The following is a 19,405-nucleotide window of genomic DNA, read 5'->3' on the forward strand; positions in this document are numbered from 1 at the left end:
GGCCATTGAAGAGGCCGTTTGGAGCGGGCACGGGCGGATGGATGAGGGAGATGGTTTGGCCTCGCGCCGGATATAGAGACCCGACCGGCCAACATCGGCGGACGATACCCTGAGCTTGGCCAAGCTGCGCATTCCCCGTCCCGCCAACGTCGCGAATGCTCTGCCCCAGGGGGCCTTTCGACGGCGACGCGGTCGCCATCCTCCACGCGCACCAATCTTGCCGCATCGGAGGACGAAGCCGGCGCGCCGGATCTCCGCTCCCTCCCGGCCCGACCGGTTGACGCGGACGATATGCCGTTCGCTGTCTGGTGCGCCGAGCGGCTATCGCGGTGTCAGGGAGGGGAGCTGTGCCCGTCAGAAGGGCCGAACGCCTTCGTCTCGGTGATGCACACGAAGGCTACAATGCCGACCACGCCGGCTCCGATGATCGAAAACACCATCTGCCACGTCTGCGAGGGCATGGTGTGCTTCACGATGCCATGGGTGGCGTGGAAGCCTGCCGCCGCAGCCGGGACGACGAACACGGCAGCGATGAGCAGACGTGCCCAGATCGAGCGGACGGTGGCGAACAGGAACTGGCCGAGGCCGTAAGTCAGGCCAGCGGCGGCAAGGCCGACAACAAGAACGCCGAGCCATCCGGCGCCGGTGCCATAGGCCCATGTGCCCGCCGTGGTGCCCGCAAACAGCGGCAACGCGAATACCGCCAGCGTGAAGAGCAGCCAGCAGAGGAATGCGATCGTCGCCATGCTGAGGAGAATGCCGATGAAGATCATGGGGGCGGCTCCATAAAATCAGATCGACGCGCCTCCACCACCACGATGCACCGGCGGGATTGGCGTTGGCGTCAGAGCACGAGCGCACGCCGCCTCCGCCGGTAATGGCCGCCTATTCGCCTCTCAAGAGGCGAACGGGTCGATTACGCGGACGATGGCGGCTTCGTCGCCGTCATATTCGGCCGCCGGGGTGACGGAGAGCGTGCCGTCGCCGGCGCGGAAGATGATGACGGTGGCCATCAGGGTGGTGGCGAGGCTGAAGGCGAAGGCGTGAGCGATCTGGGCGGACATCGACCTGGCTCCTGCGCGAGCGGAGGTCCATCCCCCGCTGACAGGCGCCCGAAAGGGCCGGCCGTTGGCCGCAATCACCGCGTGAGGCGCAGCCGGAGCGGCGGCACGCGGAGCGTAGTCCGACCCTTCATGGGTTGATGGCGTCAGGCCATCGCTGGACCCAAGGATCAGCGTCGTGAAGCGGGGATGGTCGTCCGATCAGGAGACCTTGATGGCGGGTTACAGCGCAGGTCGCTTCCGCCGCGCTGCGAGTTGCAACACGTGCTGCCTGTGGGAGGCCGTCAGCGTTCCACGTTAAACGGATTGATGACCGCCACACCGGCGGCGTCGAAGGCGCTGGTATCGCGCGTGGCCACAGCGAAGCCCCGGGAGGCTGCGATCGCGGCGATATAGCCGTCGGGCGTCGGAAAGCCCTTCCCGGCCGTGCGCGCCTTGACCGCGAGGTCGGCATAGTGTCGTGCGGCAGCGACATCGAACGGCAGGACGCGGTCAGCGAACAGCTCCATCACCCCGTCCAGGGCTTCGGTGAGCCGGTCTTTGCGCTTGCCCGCGGGCAGCGCACCGATGCCATACAACAGTTCGGCAATCGTGACGCTGGAGAGATAGAGCGTCTCGGTCGCCTGCTCGTCGAGCCACGCCCGCACGGCGTCGTCGGGGGCGGGCTTCATCGCCTCCGAGATGACATTGGTGTCGAGAAGGATCATTCGAAGCTCATGGGCTCGGCAGGTGTCCGGTCACGCGCCGGGCTGAGGGCGTCGATATCCTCATTGGTCAGCCCCAGCCGGCGGCTGCGTTCCGCGAGCGCCGTTCCGAGCCGGAGGCGCGTGTCAGGGCGAACGGCGGTCTCTAGGATCTCGCGCATCTCGGCTTCGGTGCTGCGGCCATGCTGGGCCGCGCGCACCTTGAGGGCACGGTGCGTTGCCTCGGAGAGGTTGCGGATCGTCACTGCGGGCATGATGGCGCCTCCCAGTAAGGCTGATAGCATTGATAGCAAAATAGAGGAATTGCCATCACATTCAAGATGCAGGGTTGCGGCGACGCTTAGGCGCCGCCGGATCCGAACCGATAGACCGGGATGCCCATCTTGCGGGCCTTGTCCGCGAGATTGTCCTGAATGCCGGTGCCGGGGAAGATCACGACGCCGATTGGCACCACGTTCAGCATCTGGTCATTGCGCTTGAAGGGAGCGGCCTTGGCGTGCTTCGTCCAATCAGGCTTGAAGGCCACCTGCGGCACCTTGCGGCTGTCGGCCCAGAGGGACGCGATCTTTTCGGCGCCCTTTGGCGAGCCGCCATGCAGCAGCACCATGTCCGGGTGCTTGGCGTGGATCTGATCGAGCTTGGCCCAGATCTGCCGGTGATCGGCGGTGTCGCCGCCCGAGAAGGCGATCTTTGGCCCTGCGGGCACAAGCACCTCAGTGTCGGCACGCCTTCTGGCCGCGAGGAAATCCCGGCTGTCGATCAGCGATGCGGTGAGGTGGCGATGGTTGACCCGTGATCCGGCCCGTGGCGTCCAGGGCGAGCCGCTGGCGATACGGTAGCGGTCGGCGGCGGCCTCGCGGAAGGTTTCCATGCCGTCGCGCCGGCCGATCAGGTTCATGCCGATGTCGATCAGGCGCTCGAGCTCTAGGGACTTCACCTCGGAGCCGTCCTGTTCACGCTGAAGCTGCTTCTGGGCCTGCTCATTATCGTCAAGCTTCTGCTCGATCCGGTCCACGGCGCGGTGGAACATGTTGACGGTCGACCAGAGGAGATCAGGGAGGTCGGCATCGAGGCTGGTGTCGGTGATCGTGGCGACCAGGGCGTCGAAGATATCGGCGATGGCGCCTTCGATGAGGCGGTCCTCCGGTGGCGGGCGCTGGTCGCGTTCGTCCTCGGAAGGACGATGGCCGTGGATCTGCAATTCCTGGATCAGGTGGTCGGTCGGAGATGATACGTGGTGCGGCTCGTGGTCGTCATGCGCGCTCATGGGATGCTCCGTCGGTTGGGACCGCGACCTTCGCGGCCTTCATGGCGACGAAGCCGTCGGGCGGGACGGACCTGCACCCGGAGCGCTGGCATGGTCCCCGAAAGTGGGAACCGATTTCGAGACAAGACCATGCCGGAAAAGCGCACAGGGCCGCAGCGCCAGCGGAGGATGGCGATAAGCCGGCGATTTTGCCTCGCGATGGAAAGCGGCCTGAAGGCCGCGCCGGAAAATCGTCGGCGGCAGCCATTGCCGATCCGACCCGGCTGATGGCCGATCGCCCTCTCGAAGGCGCAAGGCGCGGTCCTTTCCGTGGGCTGACGCATCCTTGCGGGTATGGCAGCCACGTCTCGCGGTTCAGCCCGTTCCGGCTATTGGGGCAGGCTCATGAAGCGCAAGACGTCTTCCGGGGCGAGTTGCAACCGAACGCACGCCCGGAGCGCATCGAAACCGAGCCGCTGGAGATCCTCGTTGAAGTCCCCAAGTGCTGGCGACAATGGAATGGCCTCGATGCCCTCGGCGTTCGCCCGTTCAATTAGCATGTCCCGTGCGCCGTCTCCCGCCGGATCGTTGTCGCGAACGATGTAGAGTCGCCGCAGCCGCAGTGGGAACAGGATGGCGGCCAGATGTGCTGCGGAGAGCGCTGGCGCCATCGCCATGCTCGGCAGGACCTGCCGGAGCGACAGCATGGTCTCGATGCCTTCGCCCGCTGCCATCACGCTGTTGGGCTCACCGATGCGGACGGCCGACCCAAGCAGATCACCGATCGCCTTGCGCGGCGTGTCGACCGGAGCCTTGTCCGTACCGTCGGGGGCGAGCCAGGTGCGGTGTACGCCGGTGATCCTGCCGGAGAGATCGGTGACGGCGGCGATCATCGCGGGCCAGGTCTCTGTCGGACCGTCGTCAGGCTTGTAGTAGCAGCGCGGATGGAAGCGCAGGTTTCCGGCTCCGTGCAGAAGCGTAATGCCGCGTCGGCGCAAATACGTCTCTGCGAGGGTCCCGGCGATGGGCTGCGACATGGCGAACAACCGGCGCGCCGCTTCGATGGCCCCTGATGGAGCCGGCGTGACGCCGCGACGAGGCGCTGCGGGCTCCGGTTCGGGGTGCGGCAGGCTGAGAAAGGTTCGCGCTTCCTCGGCAACATCAGCGAAGTCGGTGAGGCCCAAGGAGCCACGTATCACGTCGAGAAGATCGCCATGTTCGCCGGTGGCGGCATCGGTCCATTTGCCCGCCGGGCCCTTCGCGGATGCCTGGAGCCGGACGAAGAGCGAGCGGCCCGGTGTGTTGCGGACATCGCCGACGAGCCAGTAGCGGCCCTCCCGGCGCCCATTGGAGAGATAGTGACGGCACACGGCTTCGGCCCGATCGGCGAGCCGGCGCGACAGATCGTGAGCAATCCCGGACATGGCGAGCTTTTCAAAAACAAAGGCCCGCCGACAGAGCCGGCGGGCCGAGGTTCAGGATCGTGTTGAGGATTACTCCGCCGCCACGGCAGGGGGGATGTCCGTGGTGTCTTCAGTATCCTCAAGGCTTTCGTCTTCGCCCATGGCCGTTGTGCCGTCCTGCGCCGCCGTTTCTTCGCCGGCTGCCGGTTCGGCCCCGCGTAGCGGTTCCGGCAGCCAGCCGGTATCAGCCAGCAACGTTTCGGCCTCGCGGGCCATGTCGCCCTTCTTCAGGTGCGCGATACGCTCCGCTGCGCGCAGCCCCTTCGCCTCGCTCACCGCCAGCAGAATGCGGGCCTTGGTGACCCGGCCGAGGAAATTATCCACGGTCGGCTTCCAACCGGCCGCCGCCATGTCGAGGTCAACGGCGCGGGCGAGTTGATCGGCATGGTGGAGTGCGCGGGGGCGCCGGTTCCAGGCCTCATGAACAGCATTCACCGACAGGCTCACCACATGAGCGAACAGGCCGGAGCGGCTGTCGCTGTCCAAGTCGTGCAGAGCCTCCCAGAGATCGGCCGAGTCCTTCGGCAGGACATTCGCCCATCCCTCATGCCGGGCGTGGATCGCCGCGGCCGAGGCGCTGTCGTTCAGCCCCGGCGCCTGCGCACTGAACGCCACGCTCTTCAGGTCGAGTTCAAGGCAGCTGTCCGAGCCATAGCGGTAGAAGCTCTTTAGCGTCAGGGCATGCAGGGCGGCGAGGAAGGCGACATCGGGCCGCTCACCCAATGCCTGGCGCAGGCCAAGCGTGCGATGCGCGGTCAGCTCGGTCATCAGCCGGTCCGAGAGCGCAGACAGCCCTTCGTCCTCCTCGAGTTCGGGCACCGGCATCTCGGCCGTAACAGCATCGCCCGCCCTCGTGGCCGCAGCGGCGGCAAGGCCCGGCCCGGCGTCCTCCACAGCGACTTCGGGCTCAGCCGGCAGTTCGTCCTCCGGCCGCACATAACCGCGCTCAATGCGGACCGTGCCATCATGGGCGATGCTGACGAAAGCGCCAGCGCGCGCCACATCCAGAGGATCGAAGGTGATCGGACGCGCCTCGAAGGCTTCGATCGCCGTCTCGATCTCGCCGAGCCGCACATCGACATCGTCCGGCAACTCGTCCGCCTCGGCGTATTCCGTGGAGAGGCGATCATATTCCGCCTGCAGGGCGTCGCGGCTGGCCTCCTCTTCGGCGGTGAGCGGGATGGTCTCACCGCGCAGCTGGCGCAGGCCGTAGGTGTGGCCATAGGCGAAGTCAGGGGCCATCTCGACCCATTTCCACCCCTCGGCGGCGACAGCGTCCGCCTCGGCCTTGAGCTTCTCGGCCACCAGCCGGTCGACGAGCGCGACATCCTGCAGCCAGCCGCCGTCGTCGCCCTGAAACAGGTCGCGCAGAATGGTGCCGCCGGCCTCGACATAGGCCTCAAGGCCGATGAACTGGGCGCGCTTGTCGCAGGCGCGAACCGCACCTTCGGTCAGCATGCGACGGATGGCATAGGGCTGCTTGTCATAGGAGATCTTCAGCCGCTCGAAGATCTGCTCCTGGCGCGCATGGTCGCCGGAGACAGTGAAGGCCATGAGCTGCTCGAGCGTCATGCCGTCCTCGGCATAGACCTCCAACAGCACCGGCGAGACCGAGGCGAGCCTGAGGCGCTGCTTCACCACCCCGACCGAGACGAAGAAGGCGGCGGCGATCTCTTCCTCGGACTGCCCCTTCTCGCGCAGCGCCAGAAAGGCGCGGAACTGGTCGAGCGGGTGCAGCGGCGCGCGCTGGACATTCTCGGCGAGCGAATCCTCCTCGGCGATGCCGCCTTCCCGGATGACGCAAGGCACCGGCGCGGTCCTGGCGAGCCGCTTCTGCTTCACCAGCAATTCCAGCGCCCGATAGCGTCGCCCGCCGGCCGGGATCTCAAACATGCCGGTCTCGACGCCGGCGCCATCGACGACAGGCCGGACGCTGAGGCCCTGCAGCAGGCCACGGCGGGCGATGTCCTCGGCCAGTTCCTCGATCGAAACCCCGGCCTTGATGCGCCGGACGTTCGACTGGCTGAGCAGGAGCTTGTTGAAGGGGATGTCACGCGAGGGCGAGAGAATGATCTTCTGAACATTGGTCGCCATGGAAGGCACCTCCGCGACGGGCGGCCAAGAGCCTCTCTCTCGGCCTCCAACCCGTCACGAAGCGCAGCGCCGCCCTCTCACTCTGGAGGGCGACGCCGCAGAACCGCAGATCTGCACAAACGGAAAACCGGAAAGCCGGAGACACGGATCTCCGGCTTTGGGGAAATCAGGCTGCCCGATCGAGCAGCTTCTTGGCCCGGCCCTCAAGGTCGAGCCGGGCATCCTGGTGGGGCTTGTCGCGTGCGAGCGCGGTGATACCCTGCACGAAGTCGAAGATGCTCTCCGGCTTGCGCCCTTCCTCGGCCAGCACCGTATCGATGATTCTGGCGGTCTCGGCCCTGGAGAAGCCCCGGTTGCGAAGGAAGTCGCTGCGGTCCTCATCGGTGCGCGCGACGATCTTCGCCCGCGCCGCCTTGATGCCGTTGACGAAGGGCATGGGCGAGGAATTGGCAAAGCGGGTGAGTGCCGGCGCTGCCTCGTGCGCGAAGCGGGAGGCGGCGTATTTAGAGTGGCGGATGGTGATCTCCTGGAAATCCTCGACACCCCAGAGATTGCGGTTCTGGCACACGGCACGCAGATAGAAGCTCGCGATGCCGAGCGTCTTGGCGCCCACCTCCGAGTTCCAGCAATAGAAGCCCCGGAAATAGAGGTCCGGCGTGCCATCCGGCAGCCGCCCGGCCTCGATCGGGTTGAGGTCGTCCACGAGGAACAGGAAGACGTCGCGGTCGGAGGCGTAGAGCGTCGTCGTATCCCTGGTGATGTCGACACGCGGATTGTAGACGCCAGTCGACCAGTCGAGCACGCCCGGCACCTTCCAGCGCGTATCGCCGGTGCCGTTGCCGGCGATGCGCTGCACTGCCTCGACCAGCTCATGATCATAGATCCGGCCATAGTCTGGGCCGGTCACGGCGCGCAGCTCGACGCGGCCATTGGCGGTTTCGAACGTCTTGATCTGCTCGGCGCGGTGCGAGGTCAGGCCATATTGGAGATTGATGCCGGCCAGCGCGGCGGGAAGCTGGCGCAGATAGGCAGCCGGTGCCCCGATCTGGGCCGCGAGCTGGCCGAAGGACCAATGGTTCGGCTCAACGGGCGCATCCGCCCCGGGCAGCACCAGTGCCAGCCGCTCGGCATTGGAGCGGCTCGCCTCCACATGGATGCGGGACGTCTCCACAAGGCGCGACCGGCTGTGATCGGCCCGGCCCCGCACCATCGCGGCCAGTTCGCCGAGCGACAGGAACCGCTCATCATCCGGCCGGGAGAACCACTCCGACGACACGCGGCCGATCCGCTCGCCGCGCGTGACATCCACCTTGTAGCCGCCGCTGGCATCACGACCGGCATCCAGAACCTGCATGTTCATGGGGACCAACCTCCATGACGGGCGCCGGAAGCCTCTCTCCCAGCCATCAACCCGTCACGGGAATCCCATCCGGCCTCTCACTCTTATCGGCACGGTGAGGTACCTAGAGATGCGTTTCGTCGAGCGGAGCCTTCCCTCCCGTCGCTTCCTGGACGACCGGCAGATGACGTCATTGGTTGGCAGAGCCGCCTAGCTGACCGCCTGGGCTCGGATGGGCCACAGATCCAGACGGATCGATGCCTGAGAGCGCCCGGCGTTCTGGGACTACAGGGCAGGTGACGCAGAGGCCATTTTCCGGCGTTTTCGACCTCGCATCGCGTCTGGCAGAGGCGAAGGAAGGGCGCCGTCAGCGCGCCATGCTATCCGGCGACTTTCGTGCAGATGCTTCCATTCTGCTTCCAACGCCCGCAGCGCGAAGCTTTGGAAGCAGAAAACGCCCCGAAGGGCGTTTGCTAACTATCTGATTTTCTTGGGAAAATTTGGAGCGGGCGATGGGATTCGAACCCACGACCCCAACCTTGGCAAGGTTGTGCTCTACCCCTGAGCTACACCCGCATCCATCTCGCTGGCGGCACCTCAGTGCGTCGCCGCGGTGAGTTCGTATGCCAAAACCCCACGCAGAATGCAACAGGCGTCGCTCCAACTTGTCCACAGGCTTCGCGCAGGAGGCGTCCCAACTCCAGAAAATACAAGTGATCATAGATGGTTATGAAAAATCACTCGCGGTGGATAGGGTCGATCCACTTCACCGCCTCGGGCTTCTCCGCCGGCTCGATGTCGAGATTCACCACCACCGGATCCTGGCCGGAGCGCACCAGCACGCACTCCAGAGTCTCGTCGGGGGAGGCGTTGATCTCCTGGTGGGGCACGTAGGGCGGCACGAAGATGAAGTCGCCGGGGCCGGCCTCGGCCACATATTCCAGGTGCTCGCCCCAGCGCATGCGCGCGCGGCCCTTCACCACGTAGATGATGCTCTCCAGGTCGCCGTGATGGTGCGCCCCGGTCTTGGCATCCGGATGGATGTGCACCGTGCCGGCCCAGATCTTCTCCGCCCCGGCCCGCGCCCGGTTGATGGCGGCGGCGCGGTTCATGCCAGGGGTCTGGGCGGTGTTGGGATCGAGGCTGTCGCCGGGGATCACCTTCACCCCGTGCATGCGCCAGTCGGTCTTGCCGTGTCCATCGTCGTGGGAATGATCCGTACCCATCTTGTCCTCCCTGTCGCCGAGGCCCCGCGCGGGGCCCCATTCCCTTGCCGCGCCGCCGCGCGGGGGCTAGAACGGCGCCAACTCAACGCATCCCTTTTCAGGAGACGGCGGCTCATGGCGCCCTATCAGTATGCCTACCACATGCACGGCATGACCAAGGCCTATCCGGGCGGCAAGAAGGTGCTCGACAACGTGCACCTGTCTTTCTACCCGGACGCCAAGATCGGCGTGCTCGGCAACAACGGTGCCGGCAAGTCGACCCTGCTGCGCATCATGGCCGGCATGGACAAGGATTTCACCGGCGAGGCGCGCCCGGCCGAGGGCGTGCGCGTGGGCTACCTGCCGCAGGAGCCCCACCTCGATCCCGAGAAGACCGTCCGCCAGAATGTCGAGGACGGCGTGGCCAAGCAGAAGGCCATCATGGAGCGCTACAACGAGCTCGCCATGAACTACTCGGACGAGACCGCCGACGAGATGACCCAGCTGCAGGACGAGATCGAGGCCCAGGGCCTGTGGGATCTCGACAGCAAGGTGGAGCAGGCCATGAACGCGCTGGGCTGCCCGCCGGACGACTGGGAGGTGACCCGCCTCTCCGGCGGCGAGCGGCGCCGCGTGGCCCTGTGCCGCCTGCTGCTGGAGCAACCCGAGCTGCTGCTGCTCGACGAGCCCACCAACCATCTGGACGCCGAGACGGTGAACTGGCTGGAAGGCCATCTGCGAGCCTATCCCGGCGCCATCCTGATCGTGACCCACGATCGCTACTTCCTCGACAATGTCACCGGCTGGATCCTGGAGCTGGACCGCGGCCGTGGCATTCCCTACGAGGGCAATTATTCCTCCTGGCTCGGCCAGAAGCAGAAGCGCCTGCAGCAGGAGGGCCGCGAGGACGAGGCCCGCCAGCGCGCGCTTGCCCGCGAGCAGGAGTGGATCGGCGCCAGCCCCAAGGCCCGGCAGGCCAAGAACAAGGCCCGCATCCAGCGCTATGACGACCTGGTGCAGAAGGCGTCCGAGCGGCAGCCCTCGGCCACGCAGATCGTCATCCCGGTGGCCGAGCGCCTCGGGCAGAACGTCATCGCCTTCGATCATCTCAGCAAGTCGTTTGGCGACAAGCTGCTGATCGACGACCTGTCGTTCAAGCTGCCGCCGGGCGGCATCGTGGGCGTCATCGGGCCGAACGGCGCGGGCAAGACCACGCTGTTCCGCATGATCACCGGGCAGGAGACGCCGGACGGCGGCACCATCGAGATCGGCGAGAGCGTGAAGCTCGGCTATGTGGACCAGAGCCGCGACGCGCTGGATGACAAGAAGACCGTGTGGGAGGAAATCTCCGACGGCAACGAGGTGATCTACGTCGGCAAGAAGGAGATCCCCTCGCGCGCCTATTGCGCGGCCTTCAACTTCAAGGGCGGCGACCAGCAGAAGAAGGTGGGCATGCTCTCGGGCGGCGAGCGCAACCGCGTGCACCTGGCCAAGGTGCTCCAGCGCGGCGGCAACGTGCTGCTCCTCGACGAGCCCACCAACGACCTCGACGTGGAAACCCTGCGCGCCCTGGAAGAGGCGCTGGAGGATTATGCCGGCTGCGCCGTCATCATCTCCCATGATCGCTTCTTCCTGGACCGCATCGCCACCCACATGCTGGCCTTCGAGGGCGACAGCCACGTGGAATGGTTCGAGGGCAACTTCGCCGACTACGAGGAAGACAAGAAGCGCCGCCTAGGGATCGACTCAGTCATCCCGAAGCGCATCCAGTACAAGAAGTTTTCGAGGTGAGGGGGGGAGGGCCTCGGATCACTCGATCCGAGGCCCTTGTTATCAGAGGCGGCCCGGCTCAAGCTATTTGAGTTGGAATGAATCCCTGCGCTGCGCTATGTAAAAGCAATGAATTTTTTCGATTTTATCACTCAAGACGAACTCGATGAGCTGCCGGATGATCCCGAGGCAGCGTTTGTCCTTTTTGCCAGTCTTGCGCAGGGCAGGCTGGCAGAAAGGCAGCGGGGGCTTGATCTGAACGATAGTAGTGACTGGGAGTTGCTAAACGAGGCTCGCCATGGCTTCATGAATGTTGTCGTTGCTGTTGGTAGGCGTTTCGGCATTGAACCATTTTGTTCAATGGAGATGCCAAAAATTGCAGATTTCGGTACCAAAGAACATCAGCAATTTAAAGCTGATCTTGATTTTTATATCGCGCAAATTGCTGTCGGAAATTCGATGCGGGGCAAGCGCGATTCTGTAAATATACCACTGTCTGTGAAAGACAGAATTCGGTCTTATGTTGCAGCATTGAAATCTGAGGTGGAGAAGGCGGAGATCGGCGATGCTCGGCGATCTGCTTTGCTGGACAAGCTTGCAAAATTTGAGCGGGAATTAGAGAAAAATCGTCTCACGCTGTTGGAATTGACCCGCGTTATAGTTGCTGTTGCTGCCGTTCCGGGTGCCTTGTGGGCGTCAACGGAAATTACATTCAAATTGGTGAACAACGTCATCCAAGCGGTTGGCGAGGCAAAAGCGACTGAAGACAGTGAACGCCAATTAGTTTCTACTGAGCCTATGAAGGCGCTTTCACCTCCTAGAATAAAAACTGAGACATCAGTGCGGCGATCACCTGACGCCTTGGATGATGAGATCCCTTTTTAAGCTGAATGGTTTGAGGGAGGGTCGCTGTTCAATCGATGCTAGAAATTTGACCTCACAGTTTGGATTGTCGATAAGGTCTGTAGCGCACCACACTTTTTCCTTAAGCCTTGATGAGGGATCAATAGGGCGCTTCCGTCTTATTCGCCCTCATCTTGATCCCCTCCAGCAACGAGACCTGCAGGCGCAGGATTTCGTCGAGGGCTTCAGATTGCGCAAGCCCATCCGTTCGCCCTTGGCGACGTCGAGATAATCCGCTTCCTCTCCCCCCTTGCACCGCCCCCCAAACGCGCTACACCTTCTCTGGCATATTGAATCCAGAAGGGGTGTGCGGTGCCGCTCATCGATCTGTCCGGGGAGCGTTTCCAGGTGGAGGTTTCGGGGCCGGAGGGGGCGCCGCCCCTTGTGCTGTCCCATTCCCTTGGCTGCACGCTGAATATGTGGGACGAGGTGGTGCCGCTGTTCGCCCGCACCCGGCGGGTCATCCGCTATGACGCCCGCGGCCATGGGGCGAGCGCCGCGCCCGACCAGGTCTATGCCATGGGCGACCTTGGCCGCGATGTGCTGGCGATCCTCGACCGGCTGGGCCTCGCGCACGCCGATTTCTGCGGCCTGTCGCTGGGCGGCATGGTGGGGCAGTGGCTGGCGCTGAATGCGCCCCAGCGCCTGACGCGGCTGGTGCTCTCCAACACCACCGCCCATGCCGGGCCGCCCCGCTTCTGGGACCAGCGCATCAAGGCGGTGCGCCGCGACGGCGTGGAGCCCATCGCCGATTCCGTCATCGACAGCTGGTTCACCCCGGATTACCGCGCCACGGCGCCGGCGCGGGTGGCCTCGGTGCGGGCCATGGTGACGGGCACAAGCCCCGCCGGCTACATGGGCACCAGCGCCGCCATGCGCGACATGGATTTCCGCCACGATCTCAAGGCCGTGCGCACCCAGACGCTGGTGATCGTCTCAGACGGCGACCGCTCCACGCCGCCGGCCTGGGGCGAGGCCATCGCCGCCGCCATCCCCGGCGCGAAGCTGGCGCGGCTGCCGGGTGGCCATCTCTCGGCCATCGAGCAGCCGGAGGCGTTCGTGCGCACGGTGGACGGTTTCCTGGGCTGACATCCGGGACGGCGACGTCCACGCCCCAGATTGAAGGCGCGCTTCGGCGTCGCCCATCCGGTACCGCAGGTCGAGGAGGGCGCATGGCGTGCGCCCCCGCCCGGGCGTTGCTCAGGCGGCTTTGGCCGCCTCAAGCCCTTCCAGCGCTTCCTTGGCGATGGGCGAGAGGCCCTCGCCGCCATGGGCGATGTGCTCGGCGATCTTGGAGCGCATGCGCGGGTCCCAGAACTTCTGGATGTGGATGCGCGTGGCCTCCACGGCCTCGTCGTGCTTCTGCGCCGAGAAGGCGGTGGCGATCTGGTTCGCCATGTAGACGAGCTTTTCAGCAGTGCTATGCGACATGGTTCTGCCGTTCCGGTGAGGGGAGGGCGATGCGCCCGGGATGGGTGAAAACCTCGAAACCGTCCTGGCGCACGATGGCGCAGAGCGTAATGCCCGCCGCTTCCGCCGTGCGGATGGCCAGCGAGGTCGGCGCGGAGACGGCGGCGATGACGCCCACGCCCAGCACGGCCGCCTTCTGCACCATCTCGATGGAGACGCGGCTGGTCAGCAGCAGGAGGCCGCGCGCGGTGTCGAAGCCGGCTTCCGCCGCCTTGCCCACCAGCTTGTCGAGGGCATTGTGCCGGCCCACGTCCTCGGCCAAGGCGAGGATGCCGCGGCCGGGCTCGAAATAGGCCGCCGCGTGCACCGCGCGGGTTTCATGGTTGAGGCTTTGGAGCGGGCCGAGGGTCGCCATGGCGTCGAGCAGCGTCGCCGGGGAGAAGCGGGTGTCCGCCGTCACCAGCGCCGCCGGCTTCACCGCCTCGGCAAGGCTCTCCACCCCGCACAGGCCGCAGCCCGTGGGCCCGGCCAGCGTCCGGCGCCGGGCGGAGAGATGCTTCATCTTCTCCTCGGCGATCCACATGCGGGCCTCGATGCCCTCGTCCGCCACGATCACCTCGCGGGAGAGGATCTCGGCGGCGGACGCGACGATACCCTCGGTTAGGGCGAAGCCGAGGGCGAAATCGGCGATGTCCGTGGGGCTCGCCATCATCACAGCGTGGGTTGTGCCGTTGAAGGTGAGGGCGACCGGCACTTCCTCCGGCACGGCGCGTTCGCCGGTGGAGACCGTGCCGTCGCGCACCTGCACACGCTCCACCCGCCGCGCCGGAGACGGGGCGGGGAGGGCGATGTCCTGCGACAGAGCGCAGGTGGAGGGCGTGTCGGTCATCTCAAGGTTTCACATGGGAGCGGAACGCTGGTTCCGGAAGGGGTGAACTCTTCCTGTTTAGGGGAGGGGCGTCAGCTTCTGCTGTAGTCATGCCGATCCGTTTGCGACACCGCGCGGAAGGTGTTCCTGGCCTGACCAGGTGGATGGCCGGGTCAAGCCCGGCCATGACGGTTTGAAGTGCTTGTGCACCCTGTGGCCCCCACCCCAGCCCTCCCCGCAAGCGGGAGAGGGGGCGTGAAAGCGCAGGCCTCACTCCGCGGCTTCGGCGGCGATGCGGCGGGAGGTGCGCGAGAGGTTCTCGTAGTCCTCCTGCCACTGGGTGGGGCCGTTGGAGGGCGAGACCTGCACGGCGGTCACCTTGTATTCCGGGCAGTTGGTGGCCCAGTCGGAATAGTCGGTGGTCACCACGTTGGCCTGCGTCACCGGATGGTGGAAGGTGGTGTAGACCACCCCCGGAGCCACCCGGTCCGAGATCACCGCGCGCAGCGAGGTGGAACCCGCCCGGCTGTCCAGCTTCACGAAATCGCCATCCCGGATGCCGCGGTTCTCGGCGTCGTGGGCGTGAATCTCCAGCACGTCCTCCGGATGCCAGGCCACGTTCGCGGTGCGCCTGGTCTGGGCGCCCACATTGTACTGGCTGAGGATGCGGCCGGTGGTGAGCAGCAGCGGGAAGCGCGGCCCGGTCTTCTCGTCGGTGGGCACGTATTCGGTGAGGACGAATTTGCCCTTGCCGCGCACGAAGCCGCCGATGTGCATGATGGGCGTGCCTTCCGGCGCGCTGTCGTTGCACGGCCACTGCACCGAGCCCAGTTCGTCGAGCTTGGCATAGTTCACGCCCGCGAAGGTGGGGGTGAGGGCCGCGATCTCGTCCATGATCTGCGAGGGGTGGGTGTAGGTCATGGGGAAGCCCAGCGCGTTGGCAAGCAACTGGGTGACCTCCCAGTCCGCATAGCCGTTCTTCGGCGCCATCACCTTGCGGATGCGCTGGATGCGGCGCTCGGCATTGGTGAAGGTGCCGTCCTTCTCAAGGAAGGAACAGCCGGGCAGGAAGACGTGGGCGTAGTTGGCCGTCTCGTTCAGGAACAGGTCCTGCACGATCAGGCATTCGAGGCCCGCAAGGCCCGCCGAGACGTGCTTGGTGTCGGGGTCGGACTGGAGGATGTCCTCGCCCTGCACGTAGAGGCCCTTGAACGTGCCATCCACCGCCGCGTCGAACATGTTGGGAATGCGCAGGCCCGGCTCGTCGTCCAGCGGCACGCCCCACAGCGCCTCGAAGGTCGAGCGGGTGGCGTCGTCGGAGACGTGGCGATAGCCCGGCAGCTCGTGGGGGAACGAGCCCATGTCGCAGGAGCCCTGCACGTTGTTCTGGCCGCGCAGCGGGTTCACGCCCACGCCGTTGCGGCCCACGTTGCCCGTGGCCATGGCGAGGTTGGCGATGGCCATCACCGTGGTGGAGCCCTGCGAATGCTCGGTGACGCCGAGGCCGTAATAGATCGACCCGTTGCCGCCGGTGGCATAGAGCCGGGCCGCGCCGCGCACCAGGGCCGGATCGACGCCGGTGTACTTCTCGACCGCTTCCGGCGAGTGGCGTTCGTCGGCGACGAAGGCGGCCCAGTCCTGGAACTCGTCCCAGTCGCAGCGCTCGCGCACGAACTGCTCGTTCACCAGCCCCTCGGTGACGATCACGTGGGCCAGCGCCGTGACGATGGCGACGTTGGTGCCGGGCTTGAGCGGCAGGTGGTAGGACGCCTCGACATGGGGCGAGCGCACGATATCGGTGCGGCGCGGGTCCACCACGATCAGCTTGGCGCCCTCGCGCAGCCGCTTCTTGAGGCGGGAGCCGAACACCGGGTGGCCGTCGGTGGGATTGGCACCGATGATCAGGACGACGTCCGTCTCCTCGACGCTGTCGAAGTCCTGGGTGCCGGCGGAGGTGCCGTAGGTCTGGGAGAGGCCGTAGCCGGTGGGCGAGTGGCAGACGCGGGCGCAGGTGTCCACGTTGTTGTTGCCGAAGCCGCCGCGGATCAGCTTCTGGACCAGGTAGGTCTCCTCGTTGGTGCAGCGCGAGGAGGTGATGCCGCCCACGGCGCGCTTGCCGTACTTCTCCTGGATCCGCTTGAACTCGGAGGCAGCGTAGGCGATGGCCTCCTCATAGGTCACTTCCTGCCACGGCTCGTGGATGGAGGAGCGGATCATGGGCTTCAGGATGCGGTCCTGGTGGACGGCGTAGCCATAGGCGAAGCGGCCTTTGACGCAGGAATGCCCGCGGTTCGCCTTGCCGTCCTTGTAGGGCACCATGCGCACCAGCTCGTCGCCGCGCATCTCGGCCTTGAAGGTGCAGCCCACGCCGCAATAGGCGCAGGTGGTCACCACCGAATGCTCGGGGGTGCCGATGTCGTACATGGCCTTCTCGTTCAGCGTCGCGGTGGGGCAGGCCTGCACGCAGGCGCCGCAGGAGACGCATTCCGAGGTGAGGAAGGGCTCGTCCATGCCCGGCGAAACCCGCGAGCCGAAGCCGCGGCCGGAGATGGTGAGCGCAAACGTGCCCTGCACTTCCTCGCAGGCCCGAACGCACCGGTTGCAGACGATGCACTTCGACTGCTCGTAGGTGAAGTAGGGGTTGGACTCATCCTTGCCGAGCTTGGTGTGGTTCTCGCCCTCGTAGCCGTAGCGCACGTCGCGCAGGCCCACCACGCCGGCCATGTCCTGCAGTTCGCAGTCGCCGTTGGCGGAGCAGGTGAGGCAGTCCAGCGGGTGGTCGGAGATGTAGAGCTCCATCACCCCCTTGCGGATCTGCTTCAGCCGCTCGGTCTGGGTCTTGACCACGATGCCTTCGGCCACCGGCGTGGTGCACGAGGCCGGAGTGCCGTTGCGGCCTTCGATCTCGATGAGGCAGAGCCGGCACGAGCCGAAGCTGTCCAGCATGTCGGTGGCGCAGAGCTTCGGGATCTGGTTCCCCGCCTCCATGGCGGCCCGCATGATGGAGGTGCCCTCGGGCACCGTGATGCTCATGCCGTCGATGGTGAGGGTGACAAGCTTCTGCGACTTGGAAGCCGGCGTGCCGTAGTCGATTTCGTGAACGAGGGACATGGTGTTCCTCCAATTATTCTGCGGCGGCCGGCAGCTTCGGCGCGACGCCGAAGTCTTCCGGGAAATGATTGAGCGCGCTCAGCACCGGGTAGGGCGTGAAGCCGCCCAGCGCGCACAGGGAACCAAGCTTCATGGTGTGGCAAAGGTCCGTGAGCAGGGCGAGATTCTGCTCGCGCTTCTCGCCGGCGATCACCTTGTCGAGGGTCTCGACGCCCCGGGTCGAGCCGATGCGGCAGGGCGTGCACTTGCCGCAGCTCTCGTGGGCGCAGAATTCCATGGCGAAGCGGGCCATGTCGGCAAGGTCCGCCGTGTCGTCGAACACCACCAGGCCGCCATGGCCGATGAGCGCGTCCTTGGCGGTGAAGGCCTCGTAGTCGAACGGGGTGTCGAACTGGTGGGTGGGCAGGTAGGCGCCCAGCGGGCCGCCGGCCTGCACCGCCTTCACAGGACGGCCGGAGGCCGTGCCGCCGCCGATGTCATAGACCAGCTCGCCCAGCGGGATGCCGAAGGCGGTCTCGAACAGGCCACCGAACTTGATGTTGCCGGCGATCTGGATCGGCATGGTGCCGCGCGAACGGCCCATGCCGAAGTCGCGGTAATACTTGCCGCCCTTGTCCAGGATCACCGGTACGGTGGCGAGCGACACCAGATTGTTGATGACGGTGGGCTTCTGGAACAGGCCCTTGTGGGCCGGCAGCGGCGGCTTGGCGCGCACCAGCCCGCGCTTGCCCTCAAGGCTTTCCAGTAGGGCGGTTTCCTCGCCGCACACATAGGCGCCGGCGCCCATGCGCATTTCCATGTCGAACGACAGGCCCGAGCCGAGGATGTTGTCGCCCAGAAGGCCGGCCTCGCGCGCCTTCTCGATGGCCTTTTCCATCACCACGAAGGCGAGGGGATATTCGGAGCGCGAGTAGACGTAGCCCTTGGTGGCCCCCACCGCGAGGCCGGCGATGGTCATGCCCTCGATGAGGCAGAACGGGTCCGCCTCCATGATCAGGCGGTCGGCGAAGGTGCCGCTGTCGCCCTCGTCCGCATTGCAGACGATGTAGCGCTGGTCGGCCGGAGCCGCGGCCACCGTGCGCCACTTGATGCCGGTGGGAAAGCCCGCGCCGCCGCGCCCGCGCAGGCCGCTTTCCACCACCTCTTCCACCGTGGCCGACGGGCCGAGCGTGATGGCCCGCTCCAGTCCGCGATAGCCGCCATGGGCCTTGTAGTCGGTGAGCGAGAGCGGATCGATGATGCCGATGCGGGCGAAGGTGAGCCGCGTCTGCTTCTTGAGATACGGGATCTCCTCCACCACGCCCACGCACAGGGGATGGTCGGCGCCATGGAGGATGCCGGCATGGAGCAGGTCTTCCACGTCGGAGGGCTTCACCGGGCCGTAGCCGACGCGGCCGCGCTCGGTCTCAACCTCGATGAGGGGTTCCAGCCAGAACAGGCCGCGCGAACCGTTGCGGGTGATGTCGGCAGTGATGCCGCGGGCCAGCAGCCCAGCTTCCAGCTTGCGGGCGACGCGGTCGGCGCCGCAGGCCACCGCAGTGGCGTCGTTCGGGACGAAGATGCGGGGGGATTTCATCAGGCGTCTCCGAAGCTCTTGCCGTTGGCGAAGCAGTCGGCGATTTCGTCGATGGCATCGCGGTCAAGCCGACCCACGAGCTGGCCGTCCACAAGGGCGGACGGAGCGCAGGCGCACAGGCCCAGGCAATAGATGGGCTCCAGGGTCACCCGCCCGTCGGGGGAGGTTGAACCCATGTCCACGCCAAGCTTTTCCTCGGCATAGTGGGCGAGTGCCTTGCCGCCCACGGACTGGCAGGCCTCGGCGGCGCACAGCTTCACCACGTGGCGTCCGGGCGCCTCGCGCCGGAAGTCGTGATAGAAGGTGAGAACGCCATAGACCTCGGCGCGCGAGAGGTTGAGGCTTTCGGCGATCATGGGCACCGCCGGGTCCGGCACGAAGCCGAACGTCTCCTGCAGGGCATGCAGGATGGGCATGGTGGCCCCTTCGAGATGCCGGTTCTCGGAGATCACCTGCGCTGCGCGCTCAGTGCTCCAATCCTCATAGACCGCCATGGACGTCTCGCTTTCCCAAAAGCCGTGAGGGCGCATTGCCGCCGCTTCGTCTTGCTTATGGGAAAGTGTGTCACACCCGGCCCCCTGATCAAGCCAGCTGTGGGATGTTGCAATAGAACATCTCTATGAAAGACGGAGGTAAGGCGTGGCGCTTCGTCTGA

General features: G+C 65.8%; 17 protein-coding genes and 1 tRNA gene. 3 read left to right on the forward strand and 15 right to left on the reverse strand.

From position 1 onward, the window contains the following. Positions 1-332: 332 nt before the first annotated feature. The 10 genes from FZ033_RS15745 to FZ033_RS15785 all read right to left on the reverse strand — a co-directional run bounded on the left by FZ033_RS15745 (position 333) and on the right by FZ033_RS15785 (position 9,133). Complete coding sequence (locus FZ033_RS15745; RefSeq protein ID WP_149577070.1) at positions 333-773, reverse strand: hypothetical protein; 441 nt, start codon at positions 771-773, stop codon at positions 333-335. A gap of 123 nt (positions 774-896) precedes the next feature. Continuing rightward, on the reverse strand, positions 897-1,064 hold the full coding sequence (locus FZ033_RS24065; protein ID WP_188079525.1) for a hypothetical protein: 168 nt from the start codon (positions 1,062-1,064) through the stop codon (positions 897-899). Between the two features lie 281 nt (positions 1,065-1,345). After that, positions 1,346-1,768, reverse strand: coding sequence for a type II toxin-antitoxin system VapC family toxin (locus FZ033_RS15750; RefSeq protein ID WP_149577071.1), 423 nt, complete (start codon positions 1,766-1,768; stop codon positions 1,346-1,348). Next, positions 1,765-2,019, reverse strand: coding sequence for a FitA-like ribbon-helix-helix domain-containing protein (locus tag FZ033_RS15755; RefSeq protein WP_149577072.1), 255 nt, complete (start codon positions 2,017-2,019; stop codon positions 1,765-1,767). Before FZ033_RS15755 ends, FZ033_RS15750 begins: the two co-directional genes overlap by 4 nt. A gap of 86 nt (positions 2,020-2,105) precedes the next feature. Then, a complete protein-coding gene (locus FZ033_RS15760; protein ID WP_149577073.1) occupies positions 2,106-3,032 on the reverse strand; it encodes a DUF2493 domain-containing protein in 927 nt (308 codons plus the stop codon). A gap of 368 nt (positions 3,033-3,400) precedes the next feature. Next, positions 3,401-4,435, reverse strand: a complete 1,035-nt coding sequence (locus tag FZ033_RS15765) for a DUF7146 domain-containing protein (RefSeq protein WP_149577074.1) — start codon at positions 4,433-4,435, stop codon at positions 3,401-3,403. Between the two features lie 69 nt (positions 4,436-4,504). Further along, positions 4,505-6,568, reverse strand: coding sequence for a ParB/RepB/Spo0J family partition protein (locus FZ033_RS15770; protein WP_149577075.1), 2,064 nt, complete (start codon positions 6,566-6,568; stop codon positions 4,505-4,507). Between the two features lie 166 nt (positions 6,569-6,734). Beyond that, complete coding sequence (locus FZ033_RS15775) at positions 6,735-7,928, reverse strand: DUF932 domain-containing protein (protein WP_149577076.1); 1,194 nt, start codon at positions 7,926-7,928, stop codon at positions 6,735-6,737. 480 nt (positions 7,929-8,408) lie between these two features. After that, a tRNA-Gly gene (locus FZ033_RS15780) sits at positions 8,409-8,483 on the reverse strand. A gap of 161 nt (positions 8,484-8,644) precedes the next feature. Further along, the gene (locus FZ033_RS15785) at positions 8,645-9,133 is read right to left on the reverse strand and encodes a cupin domain-containing protein (protein ID WP_149577077.1); all 489 of its coding nucleotides are present in this window, start codon (positions 9,131-9,133) and stop codon (positions 8,645-8,647) included. Between the two features lie 114 nt (positions 9,134-9,247). Here FZ033_RS15785 and ettA point away from each other — a divergent pair, with 114 nt between their 5' ends. From ettA to pcaD, 3 genes are all read left to right on the forward strand, one after another. Continuing rightward, entirely contained in the window at positions 9,248-10,903 is a 1,656-nt protein-coding gene (ettA, locus tag FZ033_RS15790) for an energy-dependent translational throttle protein EttA (RefSeq protein ID WP_149577078.1), read from the forward strand. Positions 10,904-11,011: 108 nt separating this feature from the next. Next, positions 11,012-11,767: a hypothetical protein gene (locus FZ033_RS15795; RefSeq protein WP_149577079.1), complete on the forward strand. Its 756-nt coding sequence runs from the start codon at positions 11,012-11,014 to the stop codon at positions 11,765-11,767. Positions 11,768-12,097: 330 nt separating this feature from the next. After that, entirely contained in the window at positions 12,098-12,874 is a 777-nt protein-coding gene (pcaD, locus tag FZ033_RS15800; RefSeq protein WP_149577080.1) for a 3-oxoadipate enol-lactonase, read from the forward strand. Positions 12,875-12,985: 111 nt separating this feature from the next. Here the strand turns inward: pcaD and FZ033_RS15805 are convergent, their stop codons facing one another. The 5 genes from FZ033_RS15805 to FZ033_RS15825 all read right to left on the reverse strand — a co-directional run bounded on the left by FZ033_RS15805 (position 12,986) and on the right by FZ033_RS15825 (position 19,244). Beyond that, positions 12,986-13,216 (reverse strand): formate dehydrogenase subunit delta, encoded by a 231-nt coding sequence (locus FZ033_RS15805; RefSeq protein WP_149577081.1) that lies wholly within the window; start codon positions 13,214-13,216, stop codon positions 12,986-12,988. Next, positions 13,206-14,084, reverse strand: coding sequence for a formate dehydrogenase accessory sulfurtransferase FdhD (gene fdhD / locus FZ033_RS15810; RefSeq protein WP_232847508.1), 879 nt, complete (start codon positions 14,082-14,084; stop codon positions 13,206-13,208). The genes FZ033_RS15805 and fdhD overlap by 11 nt, the downstream gene beginning before the upstream one ends. A 249-nt stretch (positions 14,085-14,333) precedes the next feature. Continuing rightward, positions 14,334-17,174, reverse strand: a complete 2,841-nt coding sequence (gene fdhF / locus FZ033_RS15815) for a formate dehydrogenase subunit alpha (RefSeq protein ID WP_149577082.1) — start codon at positions 17,172-17,174, stop codon at positions 14,334-14,336. A gap of 13 nt (positions 17,175-17,187) precedes the next feature. Continuing rightward, positions 17,188-18,750, reverse strand: a complete 1,563-nt coding sequence (locus FZ033_RS15820) for a formate dehydrogenase beta subunit (protein WP_149577083.1) — start codon at positions 18,748-18,750, stop codon at positions 17,188-17,190. Further along, positions 18,750-19,244, reverse strand: a complete 495-nt coding sequence (locus FZ033_RS15825; protein WP_149577084.1) for a formate dehydrogenase subunit gamma — start codon at positions 19,242-19,244, stop codon at positions 18,750-18,752. The genes FZ033_RS15820 and FZ033_RS15825 overlap by 1 nt, the downstream gene beginning before the upstream one ends. Positions 19,245-19,405 lie beyond the last annotated feature (161 nt).

This window comes from Xanthobacter oligotrophicus (assembly GCF_008364685.1).
Lineage (GTDB): Bacteria > Pseudomonadota > Alphaproteobacteria > Rhizobiales > Xanthobacteraceae > Xanthobacter > Xanthobacter oligotrophicus.

Excerpts from the sequence above, each read along its gene's own strand:
- FZ033_RS24065 (WP_188079525.1), bottom strand. The coding sequence starts at position 1,064 with ATGTCCGCCCAGATCGCTCACGCCTTCGCCTTCAGCCTCGCCACCACC.
- FZ033_RS15750 (WP_149577071.1), bottom strand. The coding sequence starts at position 1,768 with ATGATCCTTCTCGACACCAATGTCATCTCGGAGGCGATGAAGCCCGCC.
- fdhD (WP_232847508.1), bottom strand. The coding sequence starts at position 14,084 with ATGACCGACACGCCCTCCACCTGCGCTCTGTCGCAGGACATCGCCCTC.
- FZ033_RS15770 (WP_149577075.1), bottom strand. The coding sequence starts at position 6,568 with ATGGCGACCAATGTTCAGAAGATCATTCTCTCGCCCTCGCGTGACATC.
- FZ033_RS15775 (WP_149577076.1), bottom strand. The coding sequence starts at position 7,928 with ATGAACATGCAGGTTCTGGATGCCGGTCGTGATGCCAGCGGCGGCTAC.
- ettA (WP_149577078.1), top strand. The coding sequence starts at position 9,248 with ATGGCGCCCTATCAGTATGCCTACCACATGCACGGCATGACCAAGGCC.
- FZ033_RS15820 (WP_149577083.1), bottom strand. The coding sequence starts at position 18,750 with ATGAAATCCCCCCGCATCTTCGTCCCGAACGACGCCACTGCGGTGGCC.
- FZ033_RS15760 (WP_149577073.1), bottom strand. The coding sequence starts at position 3,032 with ATGAGCGCGCATGACGACCACGAGCCGCACCACGTATCATCTCCGACC.
- FZ033_RS15825 (WP_149577084.1), bottom strand. The coding sequence starts at position 19,244 with ATGGCGGTCTATGAGGATTGGAGCACTGAGCGCGCAGCGCAGGTGATC.
- FZ033_RS15755 (WP_149577072.1), bottom strand. The coding sequence starts at position 2,019 with ATGCCCGCAGTGACGATCCGCAACCTCTCCGAGGCAACGCACCGTGCC.
- fdhF (WP_149577082.1), bottom strand. The coding sequence starts at position 17,174 with ATGTCCCTCGTTCACGAAATCGACTACGGCACGCCGGCTTCCAAGTCG.
- FZ033_RS15765 (WP_149577074.1), bottom strand. The coding sequence starts at position 4,435 with ATGTCCGGGATTGCTCACGATCTGTCGCGCCGGCTCGCCGATCGGGCC.
- FZ033_RS15795 (WP_149577079.1), top strand. The coding sequence starts at position 11,012 with ATGAATTTTTTCGATTTTATCACTCAAGACGAACTCGATGAGCTGCCG.
- FZ033_RS15785 (WP_149577077.1), bottom strand. The coding sequence starts at position 9,133 with ATGGGTACGGATCATTCCCACGACGATGGACACGGCAAGACCGACTGG.
- FZ033_RS15805 (WP_149577081.1), bottom strand. The coding sequence starts at position 13,216 with ATGTCGCATAGCACTGCTGAAAAGCTCGTCTACATGGCGAACCAGATC.
- FZ033_RS15745 (WP_149577070.1), bottom strand. The coding sequence starts at position 773 with ATGATCTTCATCGGCATTCTCCTCAGCATGGCGACGATCGCATTCCTC.